Here is a 14,445-nt window from a genome sequence, read left to right as displayed (position 1 = left end):
CGAGAGAAGCAAACGCATCACCTTCGCGGAAAAAAGTTTCAACCGTTCACGGCACGGGGTTGCAGGGTGACCCAGTAGCGGGTCACCGAGTTCAGTTGCAGATCCAGGGTACGGCTTACCGCCGCCAGCACACGGTCGGTATCGTCCAGTGGATAGGTTCCGGAAACCCGCAGACCAGCGAGGGACGGATCACAGCCCAGGTGACCATGACGGTAGCGCGACAGCTCGACGAGAAAATCGCCCAGCGGCTGGCTGTCGGCGACGATCATGCCCTGGGTCCAGGCCAGTTCGGCGCTGCTACCACGGCGGGCGAAGATCTCCTGCCGAGTGAAGTTCACCCGCTCATCCCTCTCCAGGCTGCGAGGCGCTCCGCTGTATGGCTCGATCCGCGCGTCACCACGCAGCAGGGCAACCTGGCTGTAACCATCGCGCTGACGCACGCTGAACTGCCCCTGCGCCGAGGTCACCGCCCCCTCTCGGGTTTCAACCCGCAAGCGCCGGCCCGGCGCAGAACGGTCGAGTGTCACCAGGATTTCACCGCGTAGCAGCTCGATCCGCCGCTCCTGAACATCGATGGCGCTGTCCGTGTTGAGCTGAAGCTGAAGGCCATCGGCTAGCGCGAGGTTACGTCGCTCGCCCACTGCACTGCGGTAATCGGCAAGCAGGGGTGCTACCAGTCCGCTTTCCCGCGCGGCCCAGGTGCCCGCCCCGGCCACCAGCAACAGGGCCAGTTGCTTGATCACCCGGCGACGCGATCCACCACCGCACAGCGTGGCGTTGGCCAACGGTCGGTGCTGGCGCATGCCGCTCATGCGTCGGCCGAGGTTTTCCGCGCGCTGCCAGGCCTGTTCATGCAGGTGGCTGGCTTGCCGCCAGCGCTGGCAGGCCAGCAGGGTTTCGGCGCTGACCTGCGGTTCCGCCAGTTCCAGGTACCAGGACATCGCCTGCTCGGCGATTTCCAGGGTGATCTCCGCAGCGCCGCTCATGCCAGGTCCAGGCTGGGGTCGAGCACAATGCAGCGGGCCCCGGCCCTGGCGATGTAGCGCATGGCGGTGGACGCCGACACGCCAAGCCGCTCGCCGATTTGCGCATGGCTCAGGCCATCCAGCTGCGACCAAAGAAACGCCTGACGTACCGGCGGCTCCAATCGCTCCAGCACGGCATCCAGTGCTACCAGGGTTTCCAGAAGAATGGCCTGGGTTTCCAGATCGGGGGCAAGCGCGTCCGGCATGGCTGCCAGAGCCTCAAGGTAGGCACGTTCGAGCTTCTGCCGACGGAAATGGTTGGACAGCACACTCTGCGCCACCGTCGCCAGGAAACTGCGCGGAGCATGGATCTCGAGCGGCTGATTTTTTGCCAGGAGACGCAGGAAGGTGTCCTGGGCGAGGTCGGCGGCGCTTTGCGGACAGTTCAGCCGACGCCGCAGCCAGTTCAGCAACCAACGGTGCTGACTGTCATACAGCGCCGCAATATCGGTAGTACCGGTCTGAGGGGAAGAAGGCATGGCAGCGGCACGCAGTAGGAGAAGGGAACAAGACGCGAATGATAAGACTTATCACATGCATCGCAACCCTTCTTGTACTCCGCCTGCCGATCGCTCAGAGAGTGGCAGGCGTCAGTTGCTGCTCATGCCAGAGAAACGGCACGGGGGCCAGGACTTGCTCGATCTGCGCCTCGCTCCACAGCTGGGCCATGGTTTTGCCCGCACCGGGATGCAGCACCTCGGGAGCGATCAACGACAACGGCCAAAGGACGAAGGCGTTCTTCAGGATCTCGGCGCGGGGCAGGATCAGCCCATCGAAATTGCCGTGCAGATCGCCGTACAGCAGCACGTCGATATCCAGCGGCAGGCCCTTGCGCTCCGGCGCATAGCGGCCGTTGTCGGCCTCGATGAACTTGAGCCGGCGATCCAGTTCGATCAGTGGCAGGTCGGTCAGGCCGGTCACCACCAGATTGAAAAAGGGTCCGCTCTTGATACCCACTGCCTGGCTCTCGAAGACCGGCGAGCAGTGCATCTGCTGGAGAAAGCCGGCCAGCGCATCGAGCCCGGCGGTCAGGTGCCGCTCGCGCTCGACGTTGCTGCCAAGCCCCAGGTAAACCCGTATCAGAGGCATCCGCGCTCGATCTCCACGCCGACACCACCGGTAGCTGCCGGCACTGCGCCGGGCTTGGTCAGCTTCAGTTGCAGCCAGGGAATGTTGAACTCCTCCATCAGCACCTGGGCCAGGCGCTCGGCGAAGGTTTCCACCAACTGGAACTGCGCCTGCTCGGCGAAGGCCTGGATGCGCGCGGAAACGCTGGCATAGTCCAGGGCCAGGGTGAGGTCGTCGCCGGCCGCGGCCGGGCGATTGTCCCAGGCAAACCGCAGGTCAAGGCGCAGGCACTGGCGAATGCCCCGCTCCCAGTCGTAGGCGCCGATCACGGTGTCGACTTCCAGCCCCTCGATGAACACTCTGTCCAAGCACTTCTCTCCACAGCACGACAAGGGCGCCTTGCGCCGTTAGAATCAGGGGCGTCCTTGCCCGGAATAGTTAGCATGTTTTGGTTACTGGCGATGTTCGCCTACCTGCTTGGCTCTCTGTCCTTCGCCATCGTCCTCAGCCGCCTCAACGGCAGCCCCGACCCGCGCATGAGCGGCTCGGGCAACGCCGGTGCCACCAACATGCTGCGCCTGGCGGGGCGCAAACTGGCGATCCTGACCCTGCTCGGCGACCTGTGCAAGGGCCTGGTGCCAGTCCTGCTGGCCAAACTGGCTGGCCTGGACCAGCAGCAACAGGCCTGGATCGGCCTCTGCGCGGTACTCGGCCATCTGTTTCCACTGTACTTCCGCTTCCGCGGCGGCAAGGGCGTCGCCACCGCCGCCGGCATGCTCCTCGGCCTGTATCCCCCGGCCGCCCTGCTGGCCATCACCAGTTGGCTGCTGACCTTCTACCTCACCCGTACCAGTTCGCTGGCGGCGCTGATCGCCACGCCGCTGACCCTGCCATTGCTGGCCTGGCGCGAGCCGGAAGCGCTGCTGCCGATGACCCTGCTGACCCTGCTCATCGTCTGGCGTCATCGCGGCAACCTGCGCGATCTGTTCGCCGGACGCGAGCGTCACTTTTAAATCGCCTGCAAGGTTTCCATCGGCCAGCGCGCCTGCACGCTGATCGCCAGGGTTTCCTGCTGACCGGCGGCGAGGCGCTGGCAACCGGCGTAGGCAATCATCGCACCGTTATCAGTGCAGAACTTCGGGCGAGCGTAGAAGACATTGCCCTTGAGTCCGGCAGTCATTTCTTCCAGCGAAGCCCGCAGCGCCTTGTTGGCACTCACGCCACCGGCGATCACCAGACGCTTGAGGCCAGTCTGCTTGAGGGCGCGACGGCATTTGATGGTGAGAGTCTCCACCACCGCCTGCTGGAAGGCCAGAGAGATGTCGCTGCGAGTCTGTTCTCCGTCGTCCCCAGCACTTTTGCACTGCTGCCAGGTGTTCAGAGCGAAGGTCTTCAGGCCACTGAAGCTGAAATCCAGGCCGGGACGATCGGTCATCGGCCGCGGGAAGGTGAAGCGCCCCGGCACACCCTGGGTTGCCAGACGGGCGATTTCCGGACCACCGGGATAAGGCAGGCCGATCAGCTTGGCGGTCTTGTCGAAGGCCTCGCCGGCGGCGTCGTCCAGCGACTCGCCGAGCAGTTCGTAGCGACCGATGCCATCGACGCGAACCAATTGCGTATGCCCGCCGGAAACCAGCAAGGCGACGAACGGAAACTCCGGCGGCTGCTCTTCGAGCATTGGCGCCAGCAGGTGACCTTCCATATGATGCACGCCCAGCGCCGGGATGCCCCAGGCGAACGCCAGGGCCTGGGCGCACGACGCGCCGACCAGCAAGGCGCCGACCAGGCCGGGACCGGCGGTGTAGGCAATGGCATCGATATCGGTGGCGACGCAGTCGGCCTCGGTCAGGACCTGGCGGATCAGCGGCAGCATGCGCTTGACGTGGTCGCGGGAGGCGAGCTCCGGCACCACGCCGCCGTAGACGCGGTGCAGGTCGATCTGGCTGAACAGCGCGTCGGCCAGCAGGCCGCGCTCGCTGTCGTAGAGGGCGACGCCGGTTTCATCGCAGGATGTTTCCAATCCCAGTACTAGCATGGGTTCTTGCCTTGTCGAGGCTGAATTCGAAGGCGCGCATGATAGTCCTCGCTCCCGGTGCCGACCAGCGGTTTTCGATCAGAGGCTTTGCATTCCGGCTGGCTAAGAGTTAACATCCGCAACCCTTAAAAACCGACGTACTCCAGTGCACATTTTCTGCCACGAGTTCGTTGACCCCGGTAATGAATGAAGGTAGCTCTGGATGCCAGCCGTCAAAGTTAAAGAGAACGAACCCTTCGACGTAGCTCTGCGTCGTTTCAAGCGCTCCTGCGAAAAAGCCGGTGTACTGGCTGAAGTTCGTAGCCGCGAATTTTACGAGAAGCCGACTTCCGAGCGTAAGCGCAAAGCAGCTGCTGCTGTTAAGCGTCACGCCAAGAAAGTTCAGCGCGAACAGCGCCGCGCCGTTCGTCTGTACTGATACAGACGTTCTACGCAAGCTTCTGCCTCGCCCGGCCTAAAGCCGGGCTGCCGGCAGTCGATTGAGCTGTTCACTCCAGCCACGACACCTGTCGTATCGCCGGAGACGCCCAGACTGGTTCCCAGCCCGGGCAGCCTGCCCCAATCGTCAGAACTGGCTTTATCGCCAGTCGTGCACGTCACACTGACGGGCCCTCACGGGTTATCGACGAGCACATCTTCTTTTCCGTTTCTTGCGTCTGCCATTCGACCTGGTTTCGAATGCACCGTCGTTCCCGCAGCATTAGCGATAGACTTGATTATCGCCTGATGACGAGAGAGCCATGGCCGGGCTGATTCCCCAGAGTTTCATTGACGACCTTCTCAACCGCACCGATATCGTCGATGTGGTGAGTTCGCGCGTGCAGCTGAAAAAAGCTGGCAAGAACCTCACCGCCTGCTGCCCGTTCCACAAGGAAAAGACCCCGTCCTTCAGCGTCAGTCCCGACAAACAGTTCTATTACTGCTTCGGCTGCGGCGCTGGCGGAAATGCCCTCGGCTTCATCATGGACCACGACAACCTGGACTTTCCCCAGGCGGTCGAGGAACTGGCGAAAGCCGCCGGCATGGAGATCCCCCGCGAGGAAGGCGGACGCGGACGCACACCGCGCCAACCCACCGACTCGCCGCTCTATCCGCTGCTTACCGCCGCCGCCGAGTTCTATCGCCAGGCCCTGAAAAGCCACCCGACCCGCAAGGCCGCCGTGGAGTACCTCAAAGGTCGTGGACTGTCCGGGGAAATCGCCCGTGATTTCGGCCTGGGCTTTGCCCCGCCGGGCTGGGACAACCTGTTCAAGCACCTGAGCAGCGACAATCTGCAGCAAAAGGCCATGATCGACGCCGGCCTGCTGATCGAGAACGCCGAAAGCGGCAAGCGCTACGACCGCTTCCGCGACCGGGTGATGTTCCCGATCCGCGACAGCCGCGGCCGGGTCATCGCCTTCGGTGGCCGGGTACTGGGCGACGACAAGCCCAAGTACCTGAACTCCCCGGAAACCCCGGTGTTTCACAAGGGCCAGGAGCTGTACGGGCTGTACGAGGCGCGCAAGTTCAATCGCAACCTCGACGAGATCATCGTCGTCGAGGGCTACATGGATGTCATCGCCCTGGCTCAGCAGGGCCTGCGCAATGCGGTGGCGACCCTGGGCACGGCGACCAGCGAGGAACACCTCAAGCGCCTGTTCCGCGTGGTGCCCAGCGTGCTGTTCTGCTTCGACGGCGACCAGGCCGGCCGCAACGCCGCCTGGCGAGCGCTGGAGGCCACGCTGTCGAGTCTGCAGGATGGGCGCAAGGCGCGCTTCCTGTTCCTCCCCGAGGGCGAGGACCCGGACACCCTGGTCCGCGCCGAAGGCACCGACGCCTTCCGTGCCCGCATCAACCAGCATGCGCAGCCCCTGGCCGACTACTTCTTCCAGCAACTCACCGAGGAAGCCGACCCGCGCTCGCTGGAAGGCAAGGCGCACATGGCCACCCTGGCCGCGCCGCTGATCGACAAGGTCCCGGGTGCCAACCTGCGCGCGCTGATGCGCAACCGCCTGAAGGAAATCACCGGCCTGGACAATCAGCAGGTCGAGCAACTGGCCCAGAGTGCGCCGCGGGAAACCCCGCCGCCGGCCTACGACCCGGGCATCGACTACGATGCGATTCCCGACTACAGCCCGGACTACAGCGACTTCCACCACGCGGAACATTTCCAGCCGCAGGCGCAGGCGCAGCAACAGTGGACACCACAGCAGGGTGGCGGCCAGCAGAAGAAGAAGTGGGACGGCAAGCCGTGGGACAAGAAAGGCGGCAAGGGCAAGCCCTGGGATCGCAACGGCCAGCAGCAGAATCATCCACCACGGGTGCCGACCTCGGTCGAACCGCCGACGCTCAGCGCCCTGCGCACCCTGCTGCACCACCCGGCACTGGCGCGCAAGGTCGAGGACGCCAGCCACTTCGCCGACGAAGAGCACGTCTACGCCCAGTTGCTGGTGGCACTGCTGGAGGCCCTGCAAAAGAATCCTGAGCTACGCTCACTACAGTTGATCGCGCGCTGGCACGGTACCGAGCAGGGCCGTCTGCTGCGGGCGCTGGCGGAAAAGGAATGGCTGATCGATGCCGACAACCTTGAACAACAGTTTTTCGACACTATAACTAGCTTGTCCGCTCGCCAACGCGAGCGCAGCCTGGAACATCTGCTCCGGAAAGCACGTCAGAGCGAATTGAGCGCAGAGGAAAAAAATCAGCTGCGCGACCTCCTGAGTCGCAATGTTCCCGCACAAACCCCGACCTCAACTGGCGCGTGAGGTCCATGCTCGGGTATAATCCTCGGCTTGTTTTTTGCCCGCCAAGACCTTCAGTGGATAGGGTGTTATGTCCGGAAAAGCGCAACAGCAGTCTCGCATCAAAGAGTTGATCACCCGCGGTCGTGAGCAGGGCTACCTGACTTACGCGGAGGTCAACGACCACCTGCCGGAGGATATTTCAGATCCGGAACAGGTGGAAGACATCATCCGCATGATCAACGACATGGGGATCAACGTATTCGAGAGTGCTCCGGATGCGGATGCCCTTTTGTTGGCCGAAGCCGACACCGACGAAGCCGCGGCCGAAGAAGCCGCCGCTGCGCTGGCGGCTGTGGAAACCGACATCGGTCGCACCACCGACCCGGTGCGCATGTACATGCGCGAAATGGGTACCGTCGAACTCCTGACCCGTGAAGGCGAGATCGAAATCGCCAAGCGGATCGAGGAAGGCATTCGCGAAGTGATGAGCGCCATCGCCCACTTCCCCGGTACCGTCGAATACATCCTCGGTGAATACGATCGCGTTACCGCTGAAGGCGGCCGTCTGTCGGACGTCCTGAGCGGCTATATCGATCCCGATGACAGCATCGCGGCCCCGGCCGAGATGCCACCGCCCGTCGACCCCAAGGCTGCCCCGGCAGAAGAGAGTGACGACGAGGACGAGGAAAAGGACGAAAACGGCGACGAAGAGGAAGAGACCGAAAGCGGTCCCGATCCGGAAGTCGCCCGCCAGCGTTTCGGCGCCGTCGCCGAGCAACTGGAAGCCACCGTCAAGGTCCTGAAAAAGCATGGTCGCGACAGCAAGCAAGGCGTTGCCGAGCTGCTGGCCCTGGCCGAGCTGTTCATGCCGATCAAGCTGGTGCCGAAGCAGTTCGAATCCCTGGTCGAGCGCGTGCGCGGTGCCCTGGATCGCCTGCGTGCCCAGGAACGCGCCATCATGCAACTGTGCGTTCGTGATGCCCGCATGCCTCGTGCCGACTTCCTGCGTCTGTTCCCGAGCAACGAAGTCGACATGACCTGGAGCGGCGATCTCTCCAAGCGCAGCACCAAGTGGGCCGAAGCCCTGGGTCGCCTGGACGCCGACATCGTGCGTTGCCAGCAGAAGCTGGTCGACCTCGAGGCCGAGACCGGCCTGACCATCGCCGAGATCAAGGACATCAACCGTCGCATGTCGATCGGTGAAGCCAAGGCTCGTCGCGCCAAGAAGGAAATGGTCGAGGCCAACCTGCGTCTGGTGATCTCGATCGCCAAGAAGTACACCAACCGCGGCCTGCAATTCCTCGACCTGATCCAGGAAGGCAACATCGGCCTGATGAAGGCGGTGGACAAGTTCGAATACCGTCGCGGCTACAAGTTCTCGACCTACGCCACCTGGTGGATTCGCCAGGCGATCACCCGCTCGATCGCCGACCAGGCGCGCACCATCCGTATCCCGGTGCACATGATCGAGACGATCAACAAGCTCAACCGCATTTCCCGGCAGATGCTCCAGGAAATGGGTCGCGAACCGACCCCGGAAGAGCTGGGCGAGCGCATGGAAATGCCTGAGGACAAGATCCGCAAGGTACTGAAGATCGCCAAAGAGCCGATCTCCATGGAAACCCCGATCGGTGACGACGAAGACTCGCATCTGGGCGACTTCATCGAGGACTCGACCATGCAGTCGCCAATCGATGTGGCCACGGTGGAAAGCCTCAAGGAAGCTACCCGTGACGTGCTCTCGGGCCTGACCGCACGCGAAGCCAAGGTGCTGCGCATGCGTTTCGGTATCGACATGAACACCGATCACACCCTCGAAGAAGTCGGCAAGCAGTTCGACGTGACCCGCGAGCGGATCCGTCAGATCGAAGCCAAGGCGCTGCGCAAGCTGCGCCACCCGACGCGAAGCGAGCATCTGCGCTCCTTCCTCGACGAGTAACAAGACGAACCCCGGCAGCCGCCGGGGTTTTTCTTTTCGGCAACGGCAAACTGCCGGTCGACCGCAGCCCTCAAGGCGGAATGCCCGTCTACACTCGAAGCTATCCATTTGTTCGACGAGGCCGCTATGCCGAGATTGCCGGCCCTTCTACTGTCGCTCCTGCCTTTCTGGAGCGCCGTGGCCGGCGCCTTGACCCTGACCGATGAAGAGCAGGCGTGGCTCGATGCCCACCCCAGCCTGCGCCTCGGCGTTGACGCTTCGTGGCTACCCTTCGAATACCGGGACCAGGAAGGCCGCTACCAGGGACTGGCCGCCGACTACATCGCCGTGATCCGGGAACGCCTGGGAATCAACTTCGTCCTCGGCGCACCCGCCAACTGGACCCAGGTGCTCGAACAAGCGCAGAACAAGCAACTCGACCTGCTGCCCGCAGCCATGTCCACGCCGGAGCGCCAGGCCTACCTGTCCTTCACGCGCCCCTACCTGGATTTCCCCATCGTCATCCTCGCCCACGAAGGCGGCCCGCATCCCAGTACGATCAAGGACCTGTACGGCTTGAAGATCGCCGTGGTGGAGAACTACGCCCCCCACGAACTGCTGCGCACCCATTATCCGGACCTCAACCTGGTCGCCATGCCCAACGTCAGTTCGGCGCTGCAGGCGCTGGCCACCGATGAGGTCGATGCGGTGGTCGGCGATCTGGCCTCAAGCGTCTGGAGCCTGCGCGAACTCAAACTGGAAGGCCTCTACGTCAGCGGCGAAACGCCCTACCGCTATCAGTTGGCCATGGGCACGCCGCCGGAGAACAAGGTCCTTGTCGGCATCCTCGACAAGGTGCTGGCGGACATGACCCCGGAAGAAATCGCCAGCATCCAGGAGCGCTGGGTCGGCAAGGTACTCGACCAGCGCCCGCTATGGCGCGACCTGTTGCTCTACGGTCTGCCCGGCGTGCTGTTCCTGGTGGCGATCCTGGCGGCGGTGATTCGCGTCAATCGCCGCCTCAGCTCGGAAATTTCCCGACGCATCGCCCTGGAACAGGAACTGCGCAGCAGCGAATACCACTATCGCGGCCTGGTCGAGAGCCTCTCGGCCATTGCCTGGGAAGCCGACGCCAACGACTTCACCTACAACTATGTCTCGCCCCACGCCGAGGATCTGCTCGGCTATCCCTTGAGCGACTGGCTCACCCCTGGTTTCTGGCGCTCCATCCTGCACCCTGATGACGCCCTGTGGGCCCAGGCCTACTGCGATGCGGAAACCGCCGCCGGTCGCGATCACAGCCTCGACTACCGGGTGATCCGTGCCGACGGCCGGACCCTGTGGATCCGCGACATCGTCAGCCTTATCGAACACGGGCACCGCCCGGTAATGCGCGGCCTGATGATCGACATCAGCGAGGCCAAACACACCGAACAGGCCTTGCGCCTGTCGGAACAGAAGTTCGCCTCGGTGTTCCATCAATGCCCGGACATCCTGGTCATCGCCCGCCTCAGCGATGGCTGCCTGCTGGAAATCAACGAAACCTTCGAGGAACAGATCGGCCTCACACCGGCCCAGGTCATTGGCCGCACCGCCACCGAGCTGAATATCTGGGGGATCGACGGCATCGGCCCCAACCTGCTGCAGCGCCTGCAACGGGGTAGCGTGCGCAACCTGGAAATGACCTTCCGGCGCAGCAACGGCCAATTGTTCACCGGCCTGATCTCCGCCGAGTCCTTCGACCTGGAAAGCACCCCGGCGCTGGTGGTGTCGGTGCGCGACATCAGCCAGCTCAAGGAAACCCAGGAACAACTGCAGATTTCCGAAGAGAAATTCGCCAAGGCCTTCCATGCCTCTCCCGACGGCATGCTGCTGTCACGGCAGAGCGATGGCCTGCTGCTGGAGGTCAACGAAGGCTTCTGCCGCCTGACCGGCTTCGAAATGCAGAACTCCCTCGACCATACCGCGATCGACCTGGGAATCTGGGTCGACCTCAACGAACGCCGAGAGATGCTCGAACTGCTTAAACGAGACGGTTTCGTACGCGACTACAGCTGCAACCTGCGCCGTGCCGACGGTCAGATCCGTCTCTGCGAGCTGTCGGCCAGGCCGCTGCCGATTGGCGGCACCGACTGCATGCTGACCATCGCCCGGGACATCACCGACCGTCACCAGATGCAGGAAAAGCTGCAACTGGCAGCCACCGTCTTCGAAAACACCGCCGAGGGCGTACTGATCACCGACACCGACCAACGCATCAGCGCAGTCAACCGCGCCTTCAGCGAAATCACCGGCTACAGCGAGGCCGAGACCCTTGGCCGCACCCCGCGCCTGCTTGCCTCAGGCCAGCACGACAGCGCGTTCTACGCCGCCATGTGGCACCAGCTCAGTGCCGATGGCCACTGGCAGGGCGAGATCCTCAACCGGCGCAAGAATGGCGAGCTCTATCCCGCCTGGCTGACCATCAGTGCCGTGCGCAACCCGGAACTGGGCACCACCCACTTCGTCGCCGTGTTCGCCGATATCTCCAGTCTCAAGCACGCCCAGGCCAAGCTCGACTACCAGGCCCACCACGACCCGCTCACCGGCCTGCCCAACCGCACCCTGTTCGAGAACCGCCTGCAGGGCGCACTGAGTTGTCCACAGGCATCGAGCCGCCAGGGCGCGGTGCTGTTTCTTGACCTGGACCGCTTCAAGCACATCAACGACAGCCTCGGCCACCCGGTCGGCGACCTGCTGCTCAAGGCCATCGCCCACCGTCTCAAGGAACAGGTACGGGACATCGATACCGTCGCCCGCCTCGGCGGCGACGAATTCATCATTCTCCTGCCCGGCCTGCATCAGGCCAGCGACGCCGAGCATATCGCGCAGAAGGTCCTGGCCTGCTTCAACGCGCCCTTCCAGGCCGGCGACCACGAGTTCTTCTCCAGCGCCAGCATTGGCATCAGCCTTTATCCACAGGACGGTACCGATGTCGCCTCGCTGATCCGCAACGCCGATGCGGCCATGTACCGCTCCAAGGCCAAGGGCCGCAACCGTGTCGAAGCCTACACCCGCGACCTAACCGCCCAGGCCAGCGAGCGCATCGCCCTAGAACACGAACTGCGCCGGGCCATCGAGCGCAACGAACTGCGCCTGTACTTTCAGCCCAAGCTGAGCCTGAAGACCCAGCGCCTGGTCGGTGCCGAAGCGCTGATCCGCTGGAGCAACCCGACCTTCGGCGACGTCCCTCCCGAGCACTTCATCCCCCTGGCGGAAGAAAACGGCATGATCCTCCAGCTCGGCGACTGGGTGCTGGAGCATGCCTGCCGGCAGATGCAGGCCTGGAAACGCCAATACCAGGCCTTCGGCCCGCTCTCGGTCAACCTCGCCGGCGCCCAGTTGCGCCAGCCGGGCCTGGTGCGACGCATCGAACAGTTGCTCAAAAGCTGCCAGCTCAAGGCCGGCGACCTGCAACTGGAGATCACCGAGAACTTCATCATGAGCCAGGCCGAAGAAGGCCTGGCGATCCTCCACCAGCTCAAGCGCCTCGGCGTGCAATTGGCGATCGACGATTTCGGCACCGGCTACTCGTCCCTCAGCTACCTCAAGCGCCTGCCGCTGGACATCCTCAAGATCGACCAATCCTTCATCCGCGGCCTGCCCGACGACCCCAACGACGCCGCCATCGCCCGCGCCATCATCGCCCTCGGCCGCAGCCTGCAACTCACGGTCATCGCCGAAGGCGTGGAAACCCAGGCCCAGCAACAATTCCTCGCCGACGAAGGCTGCGAACAGATCCAGGGCTACATCGTCAGTCTGCCGCTACCGGCAAACGCCTTCGCCGAGTCGTTTTTGCGCATAGTACTTTCCGATCTTTCGGATGGCACTGCCTGGAATCCCTCGATATAATCCGCGACCACTGGGGCCTATAGCTCAGTTGGTTAGAGCAGAGGACTCATAATCCTTTGGTCCACGGTTCGAGTCCGTGTGGGCCCACCAGGTTGAAAGCCGCGCACTGCGCGGCTTTCGCGTTTCTGGCGAATCAGTTCACGAGATCACTCAGAACTGAAATGCCCACAAAACGTCCACCCTGCTGCAAAGAAAGCAGCAAGTCATGCAGCCGCTGCCCTTCGATACGGCCTGCTGCATAAGCCCTTCATCCAGCAATTCATGCCGCACGGCCTGGCCCCGAGCACCGAAAAGGACTAGGTCTGACAGCATCCCAGCAGCGCGTCGACGCGGGAACTGGCTATGTCAGAGGGGCGGAAACGATCGAGCGCGAGTGGAGGCCCTGGGCGCGCTCAAGCTGCTGTCGGGCGGAGCGGCCAGCCTGGCGGCGATCGACGACCTGCACCAGGCGACTGGACGGGATCTGAACCTGGTGGTCGGGCAGAAGCTGAACACCACGGTCGGCGGCGACCTGCAGGAGCGCATCCAGGGCATTCGACGGAGCATCGCGCCGAAGACCTGGCTGGGGTTCGAAGGGGTGAACGTGCTACAGGTGCTGTGCGACCTGCTGGACCTGGTTGAACAAATGAACGATCAGATCGCAAGCCACACCCATGCTTCAAGCCCAGTTCCAAACAACGCTGCTGCATTTGCAGCCTATCAACTAGCCGCCCGGAAGTTCTCAGGAGTCATGAAGCCCATAACAATCCCAGGATAGATCTAGAGTAAATACTGCTCTAAAAACCTAGAGTTCAATATCACATTCTTCATCAGCGGCTCAACATACTCATCCTCATACGACATTGCAAACTCAAATCGGAACTCCTTCTCGTGCGAAAATTTCTCCGGGGGCTTTATAAATGCCATATATGCCATCCTCCTAAAAAATTCTTCCATCTCCTGCTGATTGGCGTTAGTGAATTCATAGCTCCTTGGAATATACTTAACGTGGTCCGCCATAACATGTATAATTAAATTGTTAAAATTAATTTCGGGAGGGACAATATGTTCATTTCTCTCACGCCCGTCTTGAATCTTGGTCCTCAAAGCCTGGCACATTCCACGTGAGAAGTTACCAACATGTTTCGCATCAATGTGCCAATAATCATCATATCCCTGGAAAATTCCCTTGCATTGATCCGGCTGCGCAACCGCAGACATGCAATACACGAAGCTGTTAAGAGATTGACGATGGATCAATGCTTTAGTATTGCAAACAGTCACAGACGTTCTATTAGCTTTTAGAATTTCCAGCCGTTCGAACATGGCGCTTGTGTGTCCAGGGAACCGCGGAAACGGCTCTACGGGAATTAGAATCGCGCCATTGGTGAATGCATTGAACCAATGAACCGGTATATTTACCTCTCCGTTAAACTCAAGCTCAAAAATCAGTTCCCCTTCATTCCTATCCGCTATTTGGTCTTCTTCAGTTTCTCTGTACTCATGAAGTGTCCCCAGCATCAATGTTCCACTATTCCTTACATTAAACTCCCGCCTACAACTTTTAGTTAGAAACATTGACGACCCCTGATTATTTTATTAATGCCAAAATTTATGCTAAGCCATATCATCAAAACGGTGCGCTTCGAATAGCTTTTCGATCCCCCTCTATATCTGCTGCTCAAGCATATACTGAGTTGCTAGTGCCGCAACCGCGCCCCAACGCCACTCAGTGTCGGCGAGGGAAATCTTCAGCGCGAGAAAAAAACTGCACGAAAAATCACTTATCCCCCTCCCGCCGACGCG

Annotated in this window: 12 protein-coding genes and 1 tRNA gene; 7 read left to right on the top strand and 6 right to left on the bottom strand. The window is 61.8% G+C overall.

Annotated features, from left to right (window positions below):
• Positions 1–38 precede the first annotated feature (38 nt).
• The 4 genes from ACODSK_RS08625 to folB all read right to left on the bottom strand — a co-directional run bounded on the left by ACODSK_RS08625 (position 39) and on the right by folB (position 2,461).
• A complete protein-coding gene (locus tag ACODSK_RS08625) occupies positions 39–986 on the bottom strand; it encodes a FecR domain-containing protein (RefSeq protein WP_489015371.1) in 948 nt (315 codons plus the stop codon).
• Positions 983–1,504, bottom strand: coding sequence for a sigma-70 family RNA polymerase sigma factor (locus ACODSK_RS08620; RefSeq protein WP_489015370.1), 522 nt, complete (start codon positions 1,502–1,504; stop codon positions 983–985). Before ACODSK_RS08620 ends, ACODSK_RS08625 begins: the two co-directional genes overlap by 4 nt.
• Before the next feature lie 94 nt (positions 1,505–1,598).
• On the bottom strand, positions 1,599–2,114 hold the full coding sequence (folK, locus tag ACODSK_RS08615) for a 2-amino-4-hydroxy-6-hydroxymethyldihydropteridine diphosphokinase (RefSeq protein WP_489015368.1): 516 nt from the start codon (positions 2,112–2,114) through the stop codon (positions 1,599–1,601).
• Positions 2,105–2,461, bottom strand: coding sequence for a dihydroneopterin aldolase (gene folB / locus ACODSK_RS08610; RefSeq protein ID WP_489015367.1), 357 nt, complete (start codon positions 2,459–2,461; stop codon positions 2,105–2,107). Before folB ends, folK begins: the two co-directional genes overlap by 10 nt.
• A gap of 75 nt (positions 2,462–2,536) precedes the next feature.
• Here folB and plsY point away from each other — a divergent pair, with 75 nt between their 5' ends.
• On the top strand, positions 2,537–3,106 hold the full coding sequence (gene plsY, locus ACODSK_RS08605) for a glycerol-3-phosphate 1-O-acyltransferase PlsY (RefSeq protein WP_489015366.1): 570 nt from the start codon (positions 2,537–2,539) through the stop codon (positions 3,104–3,106).
• Here the strand turns inward: plsY and tsaD are convergent.
• Positions 3,103–4,128, bottom strand: a complete 1,026-nt coding sequence (tsaD, locus tag ACODSK_RS08600; RefSeq protein ID WP_489015365.1) for a tRNA (adenosine(37)-N6)-threonylcarbamoyltransferase complex transferase subunit TsaD — start codon at positions 4,126–4,128, stop codon at positions 3,103–3,105. The two genes, plsY and tsaD, sit on opposite strands and share 4 nt — an antisense overlap.
• A 202-nt stretch (positions 4,129–4,330) precedes the next feature.
• Between tsaD and rpsU the strand changes: the two genes are divergently transcribed.
• The 6 genes from rpsU (at position 4,331) to ACODSK_RS08570 (ending at position 13,417) form a co-directional block, all read left to right on the top strand.
• On the top strand, positions 4,331–4,546 hold the full coding sequence (gene rpsU / locus ACODSK_RS08595) for a 30S ribosomal protein S21 (RefSeq protein ID WP_002551877.1): 216 nt from the start codon (positions 4,331–4,333) through the stop codon (positions 4,544–4,546).
• Between the two features lie 322 nt (positions 4,547–4,868).
• Positions 4,869–6,872, top strand: a complete 2,004-nt coding sequence (gene dnaG, locus ACODSK_RS08590; RefSeq protein WP_489015364.1) for a DNA primase — start codon at positions 4,869–4,871, stop codon at positions 6,870–6,872.
• 67 nt (positions 6,873–6,939) lie between these two features.
• Positions 6,940–8,790: an RNA polymerase sigma factor RpoD gene (rpoD, locus tag ACODSK_RS08585; RefSeq protein WP_489015363.1), complete on the top strand. Its 1,851-nt coding sequence runs from the start codon at positions 6,940–6,942 to the stop codon at positions 8,788–8,790.
• 126 nt (positions 8,791–8,916) lie between these two features.
• Positions 8,917–12,660: a bifunctional diguanylate cyclase/phosphodiesterase gene (locus ACODSK_RS08580; protein WP_489015362.1), complete on the top strand. Its 3,744-nt coding sequence runs from the start codon at positions 8,917–8,919 to the stop codon at positions 12,658–12,660.
• Positions 12,661–12,673: 13 nt separating this feature from the next.
• Positions 12,674–12,750, top strand: a tRNA-Ile gene (locus ACODSK_RS08575).
• A 283-nt stretch (positions 12,751–13,033) separates the two neighbouring features.
• Positions 13,034–13,417 (top strand): hypothetical protein, encoded by a 384-nt coding sequence (locus ACODSK_RS08570; protein WP_489015361.1) that lies wholly within the window; start codon positions 13,034–13,036, stop codon positions 13,415–13,417.
• 2 nt (positions 13,418–13,419) lie between these two features.
• Here the strand turns inward: ACODSK_RS08570 and ACODSK_RS08565 are convergent, their stop codons facing one another.
• Complete coding sequence (locus ACODSK_RS08565; protein ID WP_489015360.1) at positions 13,420–14,160, bottom strand: hypothetical protein; 741 nt, start codon at positions 14,158–14,160, stop codon at positions 13,420–13,422.
• Positions 14,161–14,445 lie beyond the last annotated feature (285 nt).

The sequence above is a fragment of the Pseudomonas sp. FG98 genome, from assembly GCF_057808595.1.
Note: the sequence above shows the minus strand (reverse complement) of the source record. Positions and strands in the feature narration are given on the sequence as shown.